The 17,095-nt window shown below is 70.2% G+C and carries 16 protein-coding genes; 8 read left to right on the top strand and 8 right to left on the bottom strand.

Translation table 11 applies throughout. The features are described 5' to 3' along the window. The first annotated feature begins 89 nt into the window (after positions 1 to 89). From ABN028_RS01105 to ABN028_RS01095, 3 genes are read left to right on the top strand one after another with little or no spacing between them, the layout of a single operon-like run. Entirely contained in the window at positions 90 to 968 is an 879-nt protein-coding gene (locus ABN028_RS01105) for a universal stress protein (RefSeq protein ID WP_349695261.1), read from the top strand. Further along, on the top strand, positions 965 to 1,906 hold the full coding sequence (locus ABN028_RS01100; protein ID WP_349695260.1) for a CBS domain-containing protein: 942 nt from the start codon (positions 965 to 967) through the stop codon (positions 1,904 to 1,906). The genes ABN028_RS01105 and ABN028_RS01100 overlap by 4 nt, the downstream gene beginning before the upstream one ends. Continuing rightward, a complete protein-coding gene (locus ABN028_RS01095) occupies positions 1,899 to 2,393 on the top strand; it encodes a universal stress protein (RefSeq protein ID WP_349329517.1) in 495 nt (164 codons plus the stop codon). Before ABN028_RS01100 ends, ABN028_RS01095 begins: the two co-directional genes overlap by 8 nt. 62 nt (positions 2,394 to 2,455) lie before the next feature. On the opposite strand, the gene ABN028_RS01090 is transcribed toward ABN028_RS01095, so the two are convergent. Both ABN028_RS01090 and ABN028_RS01085 read right to left on the bottom strand, forming a co-directional pair. Further along, complete coding sequence (locus tag ABN028_RS01090; protein ID WP_349329518.1) at positions 2,456 to 2,896, bottom strand: CBS domain-containing protein; 441 nt, start codon at positions 2,894 to 2,896, stop codon at positions 2,456 to 2,458. A gap of 78 nt (positions 2,897 to 2,974) precedes the next feature. After that, on the bottom strand, positions 2,975 to 3,412 hold the full coding sequence (locus tag ABN028_RS01085) for an Hsp20/alpha crystallin family protein (RefSeq protein WP_349695259.1): 438 nt from the start codon (positions 3,410 to 3,412) through the stop codon (positions 2,975 to 2,977). A 186-nt stretch (positions 3,413 to 3,598) separates the two neighbouring features. On the opposite strand from ABN028_RS01085, the gene ABN028_RS01080 reads away from it, so the two are divergent. The 3 genes from ABN028_RS01080 to ABN028_RS01070 all read left to right on the top strand — a co-directional run bounded on the left by ABN028_RS01080 (position 3,599) and on the right by ABN028_RS01070 (position 8,224). Next, positions 3,599 to 4,294 carry a DUF2267 domain-containing protein gene (locus tag ABN028_RS01080; protein ID WP_349695258.1) on the top strand — a complete coding sequence of 232 codons (696 nt, stop codon included), beginning with the start codon at positions 3,599 to 3,601 and terminating at the stop codon, positions 4,292 to 4,294. A 91-nt stretch (positions 4,295 to 4,385) separates the two neighbouring features. Then, positions 4,386 to 6,800, top strand: a complete 2,415-nt coding sequence (gene ppsA, locus ABN028_RS01075) for a phosphoenolpyruvate synthase (protein ID WP_349695257.1) — start codon at positions 4,386 to 4,388, stop codon at positions 6,798 to 6,800. Continuing rightward, positions 6,797 to 8,224 (top strand): RtcB family protein, encoded by a 1,428-nt coding sequence (locus ABN028_RS01070; RefSeq protein ID WP_349695256.1) that lies wholly within the window; start codon positions 6,797 to 6,799, stop codon positions 8,222 to 8,224. Before ppsA ends, ABN028_RS01070 begins: the two co-directional genes overlap by 4 nt. Before the next feature lie 89 nt (positions 8,225 to 8,313). Here the strand turns inward: ABN028_RS01070 and ABN028_RS01065 are convergent, their stop codons facing one another. Next, on the bottom strand, positions 8,314 to 9,207 hold the full coding sequence (locus ABN028_RS01065) for a LysR family transcriptional regulator (RefSeq protein ID WP_349329523.1): 894 nt from the start codon (positions 9,205 to 9,207) through the stop codon (positions 8,314 to 8,316). Between the two features lie 96 nt (positions 9,208 to 9,303). Here ABN028_RS01065 and ABN028_RS01060 point away from each other — a divergent pair, with 96 nt between their 5' ends. Next, positions 9,304 to 9,468, top strand: coding sequence for a hypothetical protein (locus ABN028_RS01060; RefSeq protein WP_349329524.1), 165 nt, complete (start codon positions 9,304 to 9,306; stop codon positions 9,466 to 9,468). Between the two features lie 31 nt (positions 9,469 to 9,499). Then, on the top strand, positions 9,500 to 9,949 hold the full coding sequence (locus tag ABN028_RS01055; protein WP_349329525.1) for a RidA family protein: 450 nt from the start codon (positions 9,500 to 9,502) through the stop codon (positions 9,947 to 9,949). On the opposite strand, the gene ABN028_RS01050 is transcribed toward ABN028_RS01055, so the two are convergent. From ABN028_RS01050 to ABN028_RS01030, 5 genes are all read right to left on the bottom strand, one after another. Beyond that, positions 9,933 to 10,349, bottom strand: a complete 417-nt coding sequence (locus ABN028_RS01050) for an archease (protein ID WP_349329527.1) — start codon at positions 10,347 to 10,349, stop codon at positions 9,933 to 9,935. The two genes, ABN028_RS01055 and ABN028_RS01050, sit on opposite strands and share 17 nt — an antisense overlap. A gap of 16 nt (positions 10,350 to 10,365) precedes the next feature. Beyond that, positions 10,366 to 11,874: a bifunctional aminoglycoside phosphotransferase/ATP-binding protein gene (locus ABN028_RS01045; protein ID WP_349695255.1), complete on the bottom strand. Its 1,509-nt coding sequence runs from the start codon at positions 11,872 to 11,874 to the stop codon at positions 10,366 to 10,368. 192 nt (positions 11,875 to 12,066) lie between these two features. After that, a complete protein-coding gene (locus tag ABN028_RS01040; RefSeq protein ID WP_349695254.1) occupies positions 12,067 to 12,771 on the bottom strand; it encodes a hypothetical protein in 705 nt (234 codons plus the stop codon). 170 nt (positions 12,772 to 12,941) lie between these two features. Next, the gene (locus ABN028_RS01035) at positions 12,942 to 13,505 is read right to left on the bottom strand and encodes a hemerythrin domain-containing protein (protein ID WP_349329531.1); all 564 of its coding nucleotides are present in this window, start codon (positions 13,503 to 13,505) and stop codon (positions 12,942 to 12,944) included. Positions 13,506 to 13,747: 242 nt separating this feature from the next. Beyond that, positions 13,748 to 17,065, bottom strand: a complete 3,318-nt coding sequence (locus ABN028_RS01030) for a tetratricopeptide repeat protein (RefSeq protein WP_349695253.1) — start codon at positions 17,063 to 17,065, stop codon at positions 13,748 to 13,750. Positions 17,066 to 17,095: the final 30 nt, after the last annotated feature.

Below are 17,095 nucleotides of genomic sequence, written 5' to 3'. Positions count from 1 at the left end.
CACGGAAGGTCGGCTCCGCGGTGAGCAACGAGTTCGTGCCGGAACGCCGCGTTTGTCATAGGCCGCGGACTCTGACGAGGGGACCACCGATGGTGACGGTTGACTCGAGACCCGTCGTGGTGGGCGCGGACGGGTCCGAGGCGGCGCTGGACGCCGTCACCTGGGCCGCCAGGGAAGCGGCCTTCCGCCATGTGACCCTACGGATCGTGCACGCCTTCGCGTGGCCGATGCTGAACGTTCCGACCGTCCTGTGGCAGGAGGGTCAGGAGGCGGCCATGCATGCCCATGCCGAACTTGTTCTCGCCGAGGCCGAGAAGGTCGCCCGGTCGGTGGCACCGGCCCTCGACGTCAGCACGGAGGTGGTGACGGAAATGGCGTTGCCGCTGCTGCTGACGGCAAGTCGGCACGCCGCGTACGTCGTCGTCGGCACGTCCGGCGTCGGCGCTCTCGCGGACGCGGTCGCCGGTTCACCCACCGTCGAACTCGTCGCCAAGTCACACGCCCCCGTGGTGGTCGTACGGGGTACGCCGTCGCCGGACCGCGCCGAGGGGTTGGTGGTCGTCGGCGTGGACGGATCGCCGCAGTCCGCCGCCGCGGTCGAGGTCGGTACGAAGGAGGCAGCCCTGCGGGGCGGCCGGCTCATGGTCGTGCATGTCAGCCGCCACGGACCGGCGGCGCGACTGCGCAGGATGCTCGCCAGGACACCCGCCGATCTCACGCTGACGGGCCGGGCTCTCACCGGCTGGCGTCGTGAGTACCCCGACCTACCCGTCGAGGAACGAGTGGCCACGGGCCACCCCGCCGGCGTGCTCGTCGACCTCTCCGAGCGGGCGAGCCTGGTCGTCGTGGGCACCCGCGGCCGTGGTGGCTTCACCGGGATGCTGCTGGGTTCCACCAGCCAGGCGCTGCTGCACCACGCCAGGTGCCCCGTCATCGTCGTGGCGCACAGACAGGGAGAGGCACAGTGAACCACAAACCGATCATCGTCGGCGTGGACGGTTCGGCGGCCAGCGTCGGCGCACTCCGGTGGGCCGCGACCGAAGCCGAGCGCCGCGACCTGCAGGTGGAGGCCGTCCTGGCAACGCCCATCCGGGACCAGGGTGAGGGGATGCCTGATCCGGCAGTCCTCCTGGCAGCAGCGGTGGACGTGGCGCTCCCTCCGACCCGGCGCAGGCTGCGAGAGCGCGTGTCGCAGTGGGTGGTGCCCGGCGACCCGGCCGACGTCCTCCTGGAACGGTCACGCCGGGCGGCCTTCCTGGTACTCGGCCGGACCCATGGCCGCGACCCGCTGCACACGTCGACGATGGCCCGGTGCATGCGACACGCCGCCTGTGCGGTCGCCATCCTCCCCACCAGCGTTCCCGAACCAGGTGTCCCGCCCGCCGCCGCGGCGCGGTCGACCGCCTACGGCAGCGTCGGCGACCGGCTGGTCGGTGACGTGATGAGGCCGCACGTCCTCGGCATCGACGCCGCGTCGGGCGCCGACGCCGCCCTGCAGCTGATGGTGGGTGCGGGCGTCCACCACGCACCGGTGATGGAGAGCGGACAGTGCGTGGGGTTGTTGTACGAAACCGACGTCGTGTGGCACCTGGCCGGCTGGCCGGTCCTCGACGGGCCCCCTTCGGCTGCTGCGGTCGCCCGGAAACCACCCCCGCGGGTCGCGGCGGACCAACCGGTCCGGCAGGCAGCCGTCGAGATCGCCTACAGCACCGGCGACGCGGTCCTCGTGACGGAGCAGGAGAAGATCGTCGGGATCCTGACCTCCGACGACCTCGTCACCTTGCTGGCCGAGCAGTCCGACGCTACCCAGACCGACGCCACGCAGACCGCCACCACGCAGACCGATCGACGTGCGATGTCAGCACCGGAGCGGTCCCCTCAGGAAAGGCCTGGTCACCATGGTTGAGGAGCACGGCGCCACGGTCGTCGTAGGAGTCGACGGCTCGCCCGCCGCCCGGCTGGCGGTCGCCTGGGCCGTCCAGTTCGCGAGCGGCGCCGGCGCCACCGTGCACGCGGTGGCGGTCTGCAGTGTCGCTCCCCCTTCCCCCTTCCTCACCGTCCCGACACCACGCGAGGAAGTCGACCTGGTGGCCGAAGAACACCACGACATGATCGCGGAGGCGCTGCGGCAGGCCGACCCGCGGAGCCATGGCGTGGCGGTCCGCACCTCCGTCATCCACGGCGAGCCTGGCCGCGCACTGTGCGCCCTGTCCGCCGGGGCGTCCGCACTGGTCGTCGGCAGCCACGGCCGCGGCGCGGTCCTCACGGCCCTCCTCGGCTCCGTCAGCACCTACTGCGTACGTCACGCGAAGTGTCCGGTCTTCGTGATCCCACCTGATGCCGCCGAGAGCGTGGACGAGGTCACGGGGAGAGCCGCCGCGGACGCAGGGTGAGGGCGGCGGCACCGGCCGCCGAGTAAAGGCAGCCCAGGCGCCGCCGCGATCTGGACGGCGCGTCAGCTCGCTCGGCTGGGCCCGGTCATCTCTGCGCAGACCAGTTCGACGAACTCACCGACCCGCTGCTCCGGCAGGTGCCGGGCGAGGTCGGCCTCTGCGATCATGCCGACGACGCGGTGCTCCTCGAGGACGGGAACCCGATGGATCCGGTGCTCCTCCATCGTCTGCAGCACCTGGTCGACGTCGGCGCTCACGTCAACCGTGTACGGCGTGCCCTGTGCCAGCTCGCCGGCGGTCATGGTCGCCGGATCGCCGCCGGCCGCGAGGCATTTCACCACGATGTCGCGATCGGTGATGATTCCGTGCAGCCGATCGTCGTCGCCGCAGATCGGCAGTGCGCCGATGTCCTGGTCGCGCATCGTCTGGGCGGCGTGCTGCAGGGTTTCGTTCTCGCCGACGCAGGTGACGCCGGCGTGCATGATGTCGCGTGCGGTGGTCATCGTGACTCCTTCGTGCGTGGTGGATCGTCCCGCAGGACAGGTGGTCGAGGTGTCAGCGGTGTCGGGCGGCCAGTCGGCTCAGCCCTGCCGGGCGATCGGAATGCGTCGCACCTCGGCCCGCTCGGGCTCCTTCACCCCGACCCTGACTTCGAGAATGCCGTTGGCGTACGAGGCCTGAACGTCGTCCTCGTCGGCGCCGGCGGGCAGTGTCACGCTGCGCCGGAAGGAGCCGTACCTGAATTCCGACCGGTGCGCCTCCTTCTTTTCCTCGCGCCGTTCCGCCTGCACGGTGAGCATTCCGCCCGAGACCGTGATCTCGACATCCTTGTCCGGGTCTATTCCGGGCAATTCGACGCGGAGAACATATTTTCCGGCCTCGAGGTATTCCTCCACCCGGATGAGGTGTCGCCCCGCCAACGGGCCGAGCAGGGGTGTCGGAAGCAGTTCCTCCCCGAACCAGTCGAACAGATCTCCGAAGCGGCCGGGTTCGCGCCGCATGATGCTTGTCACAGTCATCGCCCCCAGGTGGACTCGGTACTCGTGGTCTCTCACAGCGAACCGATTCGCGTGGCAGTTGTGTAGTGCCGGACGTGAGACGTTCGCTCGGGTCGTTCGGCCCTGGATCCGGGCGGACCGCCTGCAGATGCTGAAACGAGACGGCTGAAACGAGACGGTACGTACACCAGGGATCTCCAGGGGGCGATGACGTTGCGGCCACACGCCTTGGAACACGCGGAACGCACGGCCCACGAATGGCTGGCGACCATCGCCCGACATCTCGGCACCCAAGACCTGGACTTCACATTTCGGGTCGTCCGGGCCTGGCTGCACACGGTGCGGGACCGGCTTCCCGTGGAGGGGGCGGCGCACCTGGCCGCACAGCTCCCCGAGGTGCTGCGTGGCGTCTTCTACGACGGGTGGGCCCCGAGCAGGGTCCCGATCAGGATCGCCGCCGGCGAGTGCACTGCCCGGTTCGCGCAGGAGGCCAGGATCTCGACCGCGGAGGTACCCGACGTGGCGTCCACCGTCTCCTCCGGCCTGGGTGAGATGTTCTCGCCGGGCCTGCTCGAGACGGCGTTCGCCCAGATGCCGGATCAGCTCGCGACACTGTTCAGACCTGCACGTGGCGTCAGACCTGCACGTGGCGTCAGACCTGCACGTGGCGGGGAGGCGTCCGCTGCTGGCGACGAGGCCGGGTCCGAGCACGTCCGGACGGCCGGCCAGACCGACGACCGGTTGGAGCGGTTGGAGCGCGACGTGCGGGCACTCACCGATGCCGTCAGTGCGCTTGCCAGCGGTCTCGAACACGTCCCGCCACCTGAACCACCCGGCGAGACCGCCGCGAAGGCCGCCCGCCGGGCACACCAGCTCCTGCCGTCGGCGCGAACGCCCGAGTAACGCGCTCCGGCCGATCCTCCTGGCGGGCACACCGGGGGTGGTGCGGCTCGTGGTGTGCCGGGATCCGCGCGGTGGAAGGTGGTGACAGGTCATGTCCGTCGATCGGCACGTCGCGTGGTTCGCCGAGGTGGATCGCGGCGACCTCGCCGTCGTGGGCGGGAAGAACGCCTCACTCGGCGAGTTGACGCGTCACCTCTCAGGTGCCGGCGTCCGGGTACCGGAGGGGTTCGCGACCACCGCACAGGCGTACTGGGAGTTCGTGGACACCACGGGTCTCCGGGACCAGGTGGCGGCGCAACTCGACCTTCTCCATGCGGGCGCGGACCTCGCCACGGTCGGTGCTGCCATCCGCGAGTTGTTCGTCGAGACCGACCTTCCAGCGGATCTCACCGACGCCGTCCGGGACGCCTACCGCAGGCTGTCCGAACACCTCGGCCACGCCGAGCCCGATGTCGCCGTGCGCAGCAGCGCCACCGCCGAGGACATCCCCGAGGCCAGCTTCGCCGGGCAGCAGGAGAGTTTCCTCCACGTGAGCGGCGAGCGGGACCTGCTCGCCGCCTGCCGGCGGTGCTTCGCCTCGCTGTTCACCGACCGGGCGATCCACTATCGCGAAGACTTCGGCTTCGACCACCTGAGCGTGGCGCTGTCGATCGGCGTACAGGCGATGGTCCGTTCGGATCTCGCGGGAGCGGGGGTGATGTTCTCCCTCGACACCGAAACCGGATTCCCCAGGGTCGTGCTGATCAACGCCTCGTGGGGACTCGGCGAGGCGGTCGTCGCCGGCCAGGTGGACCCGGACGAGTACGTGGTGTTCACCCCGCTCCTCGACCGGCCCGATCTCCGTCCGATCCTGTCCAGGACATGTGGCGGCAAGGAGACCAAGGTCGTCTATGCCGACGACGGGCAGGCGGTACACACCCGGTCCGTCGACACCAGTGAGACGGAGCGGTCCGGTCTCGTCCTCGACGACGACGAGATCCTCACCCTGGCCCGGTGGGCCGCCGCGGTCGAGAAGCACTACGGCGGACCCATGGACATGGAATGGGCCAAGGACGGCCGTACCGGCGAGCTGTTCCTCGTCCAGGCCAGGCCCGAGACGGTCCAGGCCCGTCGCGAGGCCGCACTGCTGCGGTCGTACACCCTCACCCGCACCACCGAACGCCTGGTCACCGGCCTGGCGGTCGGGGACGCCATCGCTGCCGGCCGCGTCTGCAACCTCGCGAGCCCGGCGGAGATCGACCGGTTCGTCGACGGATCCGTCCTGGTCACCGGCCTCACCGACCCGGACTGGGAGCCCATCATGAAGCGGGCGGCCGCGATCGTCACCGACCACGGCGGGCGTACGTCGCACGCCGCGATCGTCAGCCGTGAGCTCGGCGTCCCCGCGATCGTGGGGGCAGGCGACGCGACCGGGACGCTGGCCGACGGCCGGGACGTCACGGTGTCGTGCGCGGAAGGCGAGCAGGGCTACGTCTATGCGGGGATCTGTGCGTACGAGGCGCGTGATCTCGACCTCGCCGCCATCCCGGCGACGCGCACCAAGGTGATGCTCAACCTCGCCAACCCGGCGGCGGCATTTCGTTGGTGGCGCCTTCCCGCCGACGGAGTGGGCCTCGCCCGGATGGAGTTCATCGTCAACAACCACGTCAAGGTGCACCCCATGGCACTGGTCCACCCGGACAAGGTGGACGAGAAGTCCCGGGAGCGCATCCTCCAGCTGACGCGAGGCTATCGCGACCGGACGGAGTACTTCGTCGATCGCCTCTCGGCCGGCATCGCGCACATCGCCGCGTCCCGCTGGCCCGATCCGGTGATCGTCCGGATGAGTGACTTCAAGACCAACGAGTACGCCCGGCTCATCGGTGGGCAACGGTTCGAGCCCGCCGAGGAGAACCCCATGCTGGGCTGGCGGGGTGCGAGCCGCTACTACAGCGAGGGATACCAGGCAGGGTTCGCACTGGAGTGCCGGGCCATCGCCAGGGTGCGTGACCAGATCGGACTCACCAACGTCGTCGTCATGATCCCGTTCTGTCGTACGACCGACGAGGCCGACCACGTGCTGAAGACCATGAGGGAGTACGGCCTGCGTCGCGGACGCAATGGCCTGCGGGTCTATGTGATGGCGGAGATCCCGTCCAACATCATCCTCGCCGAGGAGTTCGCCGAACGCTTCGACGGATTCTCGATCGGCAGCAACGACCTCACCCAGCTCACCCTCGGTGTCGACCGGGATTCCGCCGAACTGGCTGGACTTTTCGACGAACGCAATCCCGCCGTGGTACGCAGCATCCAGCACCTCGTCACCGTGGCGCACCGGCGTACTCGGATGGTCGGGCAGGAGTGCAAGGTCGGCCTGTGCGGGCAGCGGCCCAGTGACGACCCCGAGTTCGCCCGGATCCTGGTCCGCGCAGACATCGATTCCATCTCCGTCACCCCCGACAGTTTCCTCGCGGTCAAACAGAATGTGGCGGCGGCGGAGGAGAGCGAGGGAGAGCGACGACGATGAAGCTTGTCGAGGAGACGGCGTTCCGGTTCCGGATCGATCCCGTCGACGACATGCGGGTGCCGGGCATCGTGTACGCGTCCCGCGCCCTGTTGCCAGAGGCCGGCGGTGACCAGGCGCTCCAGCAGGTCGCCAATGTGGCAACGCTGCCGGGCATCGTCGAGGCGTCGTACGCCATGCCGGACATGCACTGGGGTTACGGATTTCCGATCGGCGGAGTGGCCGCGACGGACATCGACCGGGGTGGCGTCGTGTCGCCGGGTGGCGTCGGTTTCGACATCTCCTGCGGCGTACGCCTCTATGCCGCCGATCTCGACCGCGCCGAGCTGCAACCTCACCTTGACGCGGTGATGGACGGTCTCGGGCATGCGACTCCACGCGGCATGGGCAGCGGAGCGGTGTGGAAGCTTGGCGGCAAGGACCAGCTGGAGAAGGTCATGCGGGGTGGCTCCCGGTATGCCGTCGAGCAGGGGCATGGCGTCGCCCGCGACCTCGACCGCTGCGAGGACCGCGGTGCGGTGGATGACGCGGACCCTGCCCAGGTGAGCGAACGCGCTGTCAATCGCGGCTTGCACCAGGTGGGCAGCCTCGGCTCGGGTAACCACTTCCTCGAGGTGCAGGTCGTCGACGCGGTGCTCGACGAGCCGGTCGCCACGGCCTACGGACTTCGTACCGGCCAGGTCTGCGTGATGATCCACTGCGGTTCCCGTGGACTCGGGCACCAGATCTGCTCCGATCATGTCCGCACGATGGAGAAGGCCATGCCGGGCTACGGCATCCGGGTGCCGGACCGGCAGCTGGCATGCGTACCGGTGGAGTCGCCCGAAGGCCGGGTGTACCTCGGTGCGATGGCGGCCGCGGCCAACTACGCAAGGGCGAACCGGCAACTGCTGGGTGAGGCGACGCGTCGGGTCTTCGACCGGATCACCGGCTGCGGCCTCGATCTCGTCTACGACATCTCGCACAACCTGGCGAAGATCGAGACGCACGACGTGGCGGGCGAACCGCGCCGGCTCTGCGTGCACCGCAAGGGGGCGACGAGGGCACTGCCGCCAGGGCATCCCGACCTCCCGGCGGACCTGCGGGACATCAGCGGCGCCGGGCAGCCGGTGTTGATTCCGGGGTCGATGGGGACGGCGTCGTACGTCCTGACCGGTGTCGAGGGCGGCCCGGCGTTCGCGTCGACGTGTCACGGCGCGGGGCGGATGCTGAGCCGGCACCAGGCCGCCAGGGGAATCCGCGGCGAGGAGCTGCGGCACCGCCTGGAGGCGCAGGGCATCGCGGTGCGCGGGGCCTCGTGGCGCGGCCTCGCCGAGGAGACACCCGAGGCGTACAAGGACATCGACGCGGTGATCGAGGCCGCGACCGGCGCGGGTCTCGCCCGTCCGGTCGCCCGCCTGCTCCCCATCGGCGTCGTCAAGGGATGACCGCCGGAGCCGTCGGTGACCCTCCGCCGTCCCCTGACGCCGTCCCCTGACGCCGTGGCCTGACGCCGTGGCCTGACGAAGGCTCCGGGTCAGATGTCACTCGCGGCATGTCCGAGGTGAGTGAGGAACTCGGTGGCCGCGGCAGACTTCGCCCGGCCGGCGACGGTCGCGGCGAACACCCGGCGTACGGACGAGTCGGCACTCTTCAGCCGGAGCAGCGCGATGTCGGCGGGGACCGCCCGGCGGGCGAGCGCGGGGATGAGCGCGACGCCAAGGCCGGCGGCAACGCAGCCCAGCTTGCCGGTCCAGTCGGCGGCGACGATGCCGGTACGCGGGTGGAAGTCCGGTGGCAGGCTCGCGCGCAGCAGGGTGTCCTCGTCGGTGGCCGAACCTGGGATGAAGGAGTCATCGGCCAACTCCGCAAGGCGTACGACCCGACGATGCGCCAACGGATGCGTACGACTCACGGCCACCAGGAGGTGCTCGTCGAGCAGGTGGCGCAGGTCGTACCGTCCCGTGTCGAGTGGCTGGTCGGGTGCCGCGCTGACCACCGCGATGTCCGCGTCACCGGCGCTCAGTCGTTCGAGCAGGTCTGGCGTCCGACCTTCGAGGAGCGCCAGTGACACCTTCGGATGGGTCTCGCGGAACGCCCCCAGCGCCCGCGGGACGAGTGCCGCGACCGCGGTGGGAAACGCGCCGACCCTGATCCGGCCGGAACCCAACCCACGCAGCGCTTCCAGGTCACGCCGGGCGGCGTCGAGCCGGTCCAGGACGGCCTCGGCATGAGCGAGCAGGCACACCCCCTCCTCGGTGAGTGCCACGCCACGCGGCAGCCGGTCGAAGACCTGGGCACCGAACTCCTGCTCGAGCACGACTATCTGCCGGGAGACCGCGGACTGGGTGAAGCGCAGTTCCCTGGCGGCGGAGGTGATCGAACCGTGGCGGGCGACGGTACGCAGCACCTCGAGGGACTCGATCTGCATGGCGTTCATGCTAGGCGCAAGCCATGCGGTGTCGCGATGGCAGCCATGCAGGACATTCGGTGGTCGCATGGGAACGGCGTGCCTACTGTGGAAGGCATGGCACTCGTTCTGACCATGCTGGCCGACGCGGCTGCCGTCGATGCCGTGGGCAGTGCCGACGCGGCAGCGACGGGGCAGCTCACGGGCACGGGACCGGAGTGCCGACCTCGCCAGCATCGTCTGAGCGCGGTTCAGCTGGCCGTTCTCCGCGCGTACGAATGACTGCCCGTACGAACAACTGAAGGAGCCCACCGTGCAGGTCACTCTCGACAATCCCGCCACCGTCGCCGAACCCGTCGGCCCCTATGCGCATGTCGCCCGGCTGGACATCGACGGGGGCGCGTTGCTCATGCTGGCCGGGCAGGTCGCCGTCGACGACGCCGGCGAAGTGGTCGCGCCAGGCGACCCCGTTGCCCAGGCCGAACGCATCTTCGAACTCATCCGCGAGATCCTCGCCGCGCACGGCGCGACGTTCGCCGACGTCCTGCACATCCGTACGTACATGACGGACATGGACGACCTTCCCGCCTACGGTGCCGTACGCCGCCGGCTCTTCCCGGGCACGCCACCACCGGCCAGTACGACGGTCGAGGTGAGCCGGCTCTTCCGTCCCGAAGCGGTCCTGGAGGTCGAGGTCACCGCCGCGGTCACGACGAAGGAGGAACCGGCCACCTCACCGGATCGGCTCAGACGTCGAGGGTGACGGCGCACGTCCAGCCGTCGGCGTTCTCGTCGAATCGCAGCCCGTGCAGGGAAACCGCCTTCGGCACGGCGCCGACCAGTTCGGTCTGGTCGAGTCCGGTGACCGCGAACCGCACGTCGTAGCCCTCCTCTTCCGCTGGCTCGACGGTGGCCCGAAGGGGGAGGACGTCGGCGGTCTCCATGAGGTAGATGACTTCACTGAGCACTTCGACGAGGAGGTCTTCGTCGCCGTCCTCGGCGACCTCGAAGGTGGCGACGTCGGTCGGGCTCGCCGACGTGGTGTCGGCGAACGTCTCGACCATCGCGGTGACGGCTTCGGCCACGCACAGCTCCCGCGTCGGCGCCCACGCCTCGAACCGGCTGTCGGCCGTGTGCGGGACACTGCGATGGCCGGACTGCATGACACCTCCTGACGACCTACTCCTTCAGGATTCCCCATGCCGCCGCCACCGCGTCGTCGGCGGACCGCGCGGTGTCGATCGGGAGGGATTCGGGCCAGTCCGCGAAGTTCTGCTCCAGTTGCCCGGCAATCTCGATCGTCGCGTCCGACGCGTCACCGACCCGCGAAGCGATGCGCGGCCTGGTGACCTCGGCGGGCGCCACACATCGCAGCTCCACGAGCGTGGTGGACGTTTCCCGCCCGAGCGTCCGCGCCGCCCGGCGTTCGTCCGGGTCGCTCCAGGTGGCGTCGACGATGACGGTTTCGCCGTGCTCGACCAGCGTCCGGGCGCGGGCCAGCAGCTGCCGATAGGTGGCGTGCACGTGTTTACTTTCGTACAACCCGCGGCCGTAACCCGCGTGCGGGTCGAGCGCGGCGGCTCCGGGTACTTCCCGGCGGATCTCGTCGCTCCGCAGCAACGTCGCCCCCAGCTGGTCGGCGAGACCGGCGGCCACGGTCGACTTGCCGGTGCCCGGCAGACCGCCGACCAGCACGAGCCGGACCCGCGCAGTCCGCAGATGCTGCCACGCCATGCCGGCCAACTGCCGCGCGTTCGCCCGTTCCTCCGGCACACCCTGCCGATACCGCAGGCAGGCGACCTTGGCACGGACGAACGCGCGGTACGCGATGTAGTGGTGCACCAGCGAAGGCGGCGCCACCGTTCCGGAGAACTCGCCGTACCACCCGAGGAACCGCTGCGCGAGGTCCGCGGCACCCAGTCGTTCGAGATCCATTGCCAGGAAGGCGGCGTCGTCGATGCCGTCGACGTTGCGGAGCGCGTCGTCGAACTCCAGGCAGTCGAGCACACGCGGCCCGTCGGGAAGACAGAAGATGTCATCGGCCAGCAGGTCGCCGTGACCGTCGACGACGTACCCGGCACTCGCCCGTTCGTCGAGCAGGTGCGCCCGCCCGTCGACGTAGGAGAGCGCAAGGTCGCCGATCTCGTCGAACTGCTCCTTGTCGAGGACGCTCCCCGCGAAGAGAGCGCTCTCGGTGAGGTTGTCGCTCCAACGCTTTCGTAGTGCGCCTGGCAGACCGGCGGCAGCCACCGCCGGTCCGGTCTCGGCGCCGGCGTGGAACGCCGCGAGCAGCCGCGCCAACGTCCTGAGGTCGGTTTCCACGTCCTCTCCCTGACGGACCAGCGTGGAGAGCCGTCGATCCGCGGGCATGCGGCGCATCACGACGACCCAGTCGCGGGTCCTGCCCCTACTGTCCTGGACCTCCCAGAGGTCGAGGTAGACATCGGGCGCCAGCCGCCGGTTGAGATTCAGCTCCCGGCGACACGCCACCTCCCGCGCGGCGACGGTGGTGTAGTCGAGGAAGCCGAGGTTCACCGGCTTCTTGACCTTGTACGCACGATCCCCGATGAACGCGACCACCGCGGAGTGGCTCTCGGCGATCGACGCCGCCGTGTCGTGCCGCTCCCCCGGCAGACCGCCGTCCGATCCAGCTGCGCGGGCGTTTCCGGGACGTCCTCGGGACCTCATCCGACCTGGGACGGCTGCAGGTTTCTGCGGCGCCGCCGCCGAACGATGACGGCACCGGTCACCCCAGCACCGATGGCCAACGCAGTCACCGCAACGAGAGCCTTCACACCGAGTTCCTTTCCACGCCGGGACCGGTTCAGTCGGCCTTTCCGCGCCGAATCGTGCCCCGCCGACGCCGCTGATCCGGTTTCGTCAGTGGGCGAAGACGGAGCGCTCGGCCGGCGTGCGTTCGACCTCGGGACGGACGACCATGACCACGGACGCCGTAGCGAGCCACAGAACGAAAGTCGCAAAGGTGAGCAAGCTCATCACCGTGGCAAAGGTCGAAACGGTGATCGTCATCGCGGTTGCCACGCCGGCAATCAGCCCGATCACGGCGACGGCCAGGCCGAACCAGCCGAGCCACCTCCCTGCCAGCTCCCGGCGCACCATGGCGAGTCCTGCGGCTCCGGTGAAGAGCGCGATCAGCAACTCCAGCGCCGCGCCGGAGAACATGCGCGCGCCGATCAGCGAGCGCGCAACGTCGCCAGCCATCATGCTCTGCGGCCCCTGCGCCAGATAGGCGAGCGCTCCGCCCGGCACCACACTCAGCAGTCCCACGGCGGACAGCGCGACACCAGCACCCAGCACCACGGGCGAGAACGCTTCCGCGCCACCTTCTGCCCGTTGCAGGACGTGCCGCAGGTGTCCGACGAACCACAGGAACACGACCATGGCCAGCAGGACCAGCAGCAGCGACACCCGCACCTGGACGCTGTAGTCGGCGAAGTACCGGATCATCGCCGCGGTCGAGCCGACCCCACCCGTCGACGGCAGTACCAGCACCGCTGCCGCCAGCAGGGCCGCGGACAACAACCCGCTGGCTGCTCCGATGCGTTCCCACATGCGCTCGTTCATGACCGTCTCCTCTCAGGCGGATCTCTCGACAGCCAGCACACGCCGTCCTCATGTCAGACAGCAGGGGCGAACGACCACGGCCGTCGGGTGCCCAAGGTCCCGTCGATCCCGGGCAGGGCGGTACTGAGTGGGACCTCAACCCCCTTGGTGGGGACCCGCCGGCCACGTCGTCATCGGTCGCGGAGCCGCCACTCGCGGACGGCGTCGTGGACGTGCTCGAAGATCGCCAGCGGTGCGTCGGCCGGTGTGGCGTCGGTCGAATTGTCGGCCTCAACCCGCTCCCTGTTCGGCACCGTGGCCTGGGCGGCCTCAACGGCCCCGGCCATCTCCTGCAGTAGGCCGGGTGGCACCCGCTCGCGGAGGAAGCGGAACTCCTCGTCCTCTTCGTACTTCGCGTGTGCGGCGATCGCCTCGGCCAGCGCCAGGAGCTTGGCCCTGAACTCAGGATGGTCGACGCCGAGGTCGTGCAGCTCGGCGAGCGCCTCTTTGGCGTCCTGCTCCTCCTCCACGCGGTGCTCGATCACCTCGTCCCCATCGTCGATCTCCTTGCGCGCGATCGGGTGGACGACCTCTCCCTCGGTAGCCTCATGCACGGCAAGCAGCCAGACGAGATCTGCGAAGAACTCGCGCTTCTCCTTGCCTCCCGCCTGGGTGACCTTGATGAACAGGCTCCTGATCTCGTTGTGTTGCCGGGTGAGCAGGTCCACGACATCGTCCTTGATCGGCTCAGTCACGCCTCTCACCTCCTTGGTCCGAGTCGAGATTCTCGGCACATATCCGATAACGCGCAGGAGACACCGACAATGATCATCGCGCCGGCGCCTTTCGACGACCGGGACGACCGACCGCTGCCTCCAGTCTCTCCACGGGGTCGGACGAATCGTTCGGGACCAATGGCCGCGCCTTGCCTGCCGCCAGGAAGTCCGTCGGGTGCTATTCGGCCTGCCCCGCTGGGGGCGCCTGGACCACCACTGGATCAGTCACGTCGGGCGCGCCGCGAGCCGGCGCCGGTGCGTGAGCCGTTGCCGGACTGCTCAGGGACACGCGCGCGTGAGCGCGTCACGTTGCCTGGCCTTTCCCCGTCGATGCCGGCGATCTGCGAGTGCCCGACGTCGACGGCGAGCTGGTACGCGGCCTGCGCACTGACGGTGCCGCCCTGCTCGGTGAGCAGGACCCGCCGGCTGCCGGCCGCCACCGGGGCGAGGTCGACATAACCCGATTCGATCGCCAGGTGGAATGCCGAGCGCGCTCCCGCCAGGTCACCCTGGTCGCGGAGCAGGACGCCGAGGTTGACCGCCGCCGACTGCACGACATCGGTGTGGCCGGAGTCCACGGCCCGCTGGTAGGCCTCCCGGGCTCCCACGGCGTCGCCCTGTTCCTCCAGCAACATGCCCAGGTTGACGGCCGCGACAGGCGCGGCACTCGTGTGCCCCGACCCGGCGGCCACCTGGTAGGCCGCCTGCGCCGCGGCCAGGTCCCCGTGCTGGGCGAGCAGCGCGCCAAGGTTGTTCGCCGCCATCGGAGCGACGTCGGCGTGGCCGGAGTCGACCGCGCGCTGGTAGGCCGCTCGCGCACCCGTCAGGTCGTCCTGCGCGGCGAGCAGCGCACCGAGGTTGTTCGCCGCCATCGGAGCGACGTCGGCGTGACCGGAGTCGGCGGCCACCTCGTACGCCGCCCGGGCACCGTCGGCGTCGCCGTGCTCCTTCAACAGTGAACCGCGGTAGAACGCGGCCATCGGTACGACGTCGGCATGACCGGAGTTGACGGCGAGTTCGTACGCCATCTCGGCGCCGGCGACGTCGCCCTGCTCGGCGAGGAGGACTCCGAGGTTCAAGGCGGCAACGGGGACCACGTCGGTGCGCTCCGAGTCGACGGCCCGCTGGAACGCCGACCGCGCACCCGCCGCGTCGCCCTGGTCGCGCATGAGGACACCGAGGTTGACCGCCGCCACCGGCACCACGTCGGGATGCCCGGAGTCGACGGCCCGCTGGAACGCGGACCGCGCACCCGACACGTCCCCCTGGTCCTTCAGCAGGACACCGAGGTTGACCGCCGCCACCGGCACCACGTCGGGTTGACCCGAGTCGACGGCCCGCTGGAACGCCGACCGCGCGCCGGCCAGGTCGCCCTGCTCCCGCAGGAGTGAACCCAGGTTGACCGCGGCGACGGCGGCGGTGTCGGCCGAGCCGGCGTCGATCGCCTTCTCGAACGCCGACCGCGCGCCCATCACGTCACCCTGGTCCCGCAACAACGAGCCCAGGTTGTTCGCCGCCCGCGGCATCACGTCGGCGTGGCCGGAGTCCACGGCCCGCTGGAAGGCGACCTTCGCCCCCGTCATGTCGCCCTGGTCCCGCATCAGCGAACCCAGGTTGTTCGCCGCCCGCGGCACCACGTCCGCGTGACCGGAGTCCACGGCCCGCTGGAACGCCGACCGCGCTCCAGACAGGTCGCCCTGCTCCCGCAGGAGCAACCCGAGGTCGTTGGCCGCCCGCGGAGCGAGGTCGGCATGGCCGGAGTCAAGGACCTTCCGGAACGCCGGTTCGGCCGCCTGGAGGTTTCCCCGCAGGCTGGCGTTGATGCCGATGTCGAACGCGTCGTCGGTGGGGACGGCCGCGAGGAGTTCCTGCCACATCGGGTCGAAGACCGGCCGGCCCTCGTGCCCGTTGGCGCCCTCCTCGACCGCGACCAGGTAGTCGAGCACCTCGAAGCCGACCAGGCCGTTCCTCTGGGCTCGGGAGGATGCCGTACGTGCCGGTTGCGCAGGTGCCGCACGACCCGAGCGGCCCGCGGATCCCGCTGCCGCCGGCGTACGTCCTGACCGGCCCGGCATCGACTGCCGGCCCGCGGCGGGTCGGCCGGCACCGCCGCCCTGGCCCGCGCCCTCGACACCCGGAGCCGGCGAACTGCCCGGCTGCTCGGCGGCCCGCAACAGCGACACCTCCGAGGCGATGGGTTCGGTCGCCCACGCCATGCCCTGCGCGAACAGTGCTGAGGTGGGGTCGAGGTCGATCCGGATCCGCCGGAGGTAGAGCGGGTAGAGCCCCCGCAGTTCCGATTCGGTGACGGGCCGCTTCAGTCCGGCCCGCCGTGCGTCGATCGCCGCCTGGACGATCGCGTAGCCGGCCGGGTCGGTCTCCCGGCCCGAGCGGAACCGCTCGACCAGTTGCTCACCACCGACGAGCGCCTCGCCGATGCTCGCCGTGATCCGCTCCTGCGGATAGAGCTGCGCGGCCTCGGCCCGCTCCGGAGGAGTGAGCTGGTACTGCAACGGGATCTTCGTCGCCTTGCTCAGCGCCGACCTGGCGACCGCCGCGACGTCGCCGCGTCCGGCGTGGATCTGGTCCCAGCGTTCCTTCGTCATCGTGGCCACCAGGACGGCGTTGCGGGTGGCCTTTTCGATCGTGTCCGCGGACAGGTGGGCGAGGTCCGCGGCGGTGAGATCGTCCAGCCACAACACCCACGGCTGGCGCTCGGGCGCCACCGGCGGCTCCGGGCGGAGCAGTTCGGCCAGGGCCTCGCCGTTCTCCGGGATGACCACCATCGGGTCCTTCGTCCCCATCGTCTTTCGGATCGCCTCCACCACGGTGCGGGACTTGCCCGCCTTCTCGTGACCGACGACCACGACGAACGCGTACGGAGGACGGTCGGGGTTCAGCAGCGAGGCCAGCCGACCGTCGGCGGCCGGGCGTCGTACGTACGGCGCGTGGCCGCGTGAGGTGTAGCGGGTCGGTGTCGGACCGAGGTCCGCGTCCAGGAGTTCGGAGAGTCGGCGCGCGTCGCCGTCGAGGGTGCCTTCGGCGAGCGGCCGGGCGGGTGCCTGGTCCACCGTTTCGTCGCGGCGAGCCGCGGGGCGCTGCGCTCGTTGCCCGCGTTGGTCACCTCGTGCCCGGAGTTCGGTGCGCGACTCGCGCAGGCGGGTCCTACGTTCGCGCGCTTCGGTGTCGTCGGCAACGGGCTCGTCCGCATCGGCGTCGTCTTCGGCTTCGGCGTCGTCGTCCTCGTCGGACTGGTCCGTCCGCGGCCGGGTGGGGTTGAAGAGGTCATCGGGGTCGTCGTCGGCTTCGGCGGAGGTGTCACTCACGCCGAAGATCCACCCCAGGGCGGCGGCGGCGAGCGCCAGCAGCGCGAGGCCACCCAGCACGACCACCAGCGGGCGCGCACCTCCCCGCGTGAGCGTCTCCGTCACCGCGGACAGCCCGACAAGGACCACGCCGGCCATCGCCAGCGACCGTACCCAGTTGCGCCGGTCGGTCAGGATCGGCTTCCGCGCGTCATCTTCATGCCGCTCGGCCACAATCCACCCCCTGGGCCCGCACGAGGCCAT

The sequence above is a fragment of the Actinopolymorpha sp. B17G11 genome, from assembly GCF_040196095.1.
Classification (GTDB): domain Bacteria; phylum Actinomycetota; class Actinomycetes; order Propionibacteriales; family Actinopolymorphaceae; genus Thermasporomyces.
Note: the sequence above shows the minus strand (reverse complement) of the source record. Positions and strands in the feature narration are given on the sequence as shown.